Here is a 1,755-nt window from a genome sequence, read left to right as displayed (position 1 = left end):
TTAGTCATTATGGAGCGACCAATCCAAATTCGTAGATCCGCGGGTTACGCTGCGGATAGATGAGCCAACGGCGCAGAGCCGCATACGAAAGGAGTTGGTCGCATGTCTAACATACGATTTGTTGGTTTGGATGTCCACGCCGACACCATTGCCGTGGCGGTAGCGGAAGCTGGCGGTGAAGTTCGTTCGCTGGGAGTGATCCCGAACCGCCTGGAATCGATTCGGAAACTGGTTCATAAGCTCGGGCCGGTTCAGCACCTTCGGGCCTGCTATGAAGCTGGGCCAACCGGCTATGTCCTGTACTGGCAGTTGACGCAATTGGGCGTTGCCTGCGAAGTCATCGCTCCGAGCCTGATTCCCACCAAAGCGGGAGACCGGGTTAAGACTGATCGCCGCGATGCGGAGAAACTGGCGCGCTGCTACCGTGCCGGCGAACTGACGGCTGTTTGGGTACCGGACGCAGCCCATGAGGCCTTGCGGGATCTGGTTCGAGCCAGAGAGGCGGCCAAGAAGGATCAGTTGAAAGCGCGGCACCGGCTGGGCAAGTTCCTGCTGCGTCACGGACGTCGGCCGGAAGGATTGAAAGCCTGGACCAAGCGGTACCTGGAGTGGATCAGGAGCCATGTGCACTTTGACCAACCCGCGCTGGAGGCCACACTGGCGGACTATCAGGAAGAAGTGGATCATGTCGCGGCTCGCATTCTAAAACTGGAGAAGGCTATCGATGAGGCTGTGCGCGCGGCGCCAGCGGAAATACGGGCAGTGATCGAGGCGCTGCAAGCACTACGTGGAGTGGCGCAGACGACGGCGGCCACGATTGTCTCCGAACTGGGATCGGTGTCCCGTTTCCAGAGCCCTCGGCAATTGATGGGCTATAGCGGCCTTGTGGCGCGCGAGCACTCCAGCGGGAACCGTGTTCAGCGCGGGGGCATCACCAAAACCGGGAACAGCCATCTCAGAAGGGTGCTGGTGGAAGCGGCGTGGGCCTATCAGCACAGGCCCAACGTAACGGGATTCCTCTTGCGGAGGCAGAAGAACCTGGCCCTGAGTGATGAAGTCAAGCAGATGGCGTGGAAAGCGCAACAACGGCTGCACAAGCGTTACACGGCATTCGCGGCCCGGGACAAGAACAAGAACCAGATTGTGACCGCGATAGGACGTGAGTTGCTCGGCTTCATTTGGGCGATCGCAGTCCACACTGAACAACAGCAAACAATTGCCATCACCGCATAAGGCAGGAAGTGACCATGGACGGCAGAGCCGATGACAGCGCAGGGCCAACGAAAAGGAGAATCCTCCTCACGTTCTATGCGGAACGGTTTCCGAACCCAACCCGCGCGTTTAGTCCGAGGCAGCTCCCGACGGATCATGACCATGCGGTTCCGACCCGCGAATATCAGAGTGATCAATCGTCGCGCCAGCTCCTCCGCTGTCATCGGCTGTGCCGTCCCAACCAGAAAAGCTCCAGGCTCACCAGCAGGAACGTGTTCCCGCTACGCCGCCCGTCGAAGTATCCGTCAATGCCAGAACGGTGCTCGCGGGCAAGGGTTCGCTTCGCCGCTTTGCGCCCTTGCCCGCTCCGCGCCGTTCCGGCCAGGCAGTCATGTGACGGGCGGCTCCGGCGGGAACACTTCACGATTTGTGGAGGCAACATGAAAACGAAAAGGCCGGCTGGCCTCCTTGCGGAGGCGAGCCGGCCTGAGTTCAAACCCGCCAAACCCGGTGGGGCTTGACAGGGTCGCTCCATATCAGAAC

At 60.2% G+C, this 1,755-nt stretch carries 1 protein-coding gene; it reads left to right on the top strand.

Annotated elements, in window-relative coordinates; genetic code table 11:
* Positions 1-102: 102 nt before the first annotated feature.
* Positions 103-1,233 carry an IS110 family transposase gene (locus tag VGM51_14870; GenBank protein ID HEY3414318.1) on the top strand — a complete coding sequence of 377 codons (1,131 nt, stop codon included), beginning with the start codon at positions 103-105 and terminating at the stop codon, positions 1,231-1,233.
* Positions 1,234-1,755: the final 522 nt, after the last annotated feature.

It is taken from the genome of Armatimonadota bacterium, assembly GCA_036504095.1.
Classification (GTDB): domain Bacteria; phylum Armatimonadota; class DTGP01; order JAKQQT01; family JAKQQT01; genus DASXUL01.
Note: the sequence above shows the minus strand (reverse complement) of the source record. Positions and strands in the feature narration are given on the sequence as shown.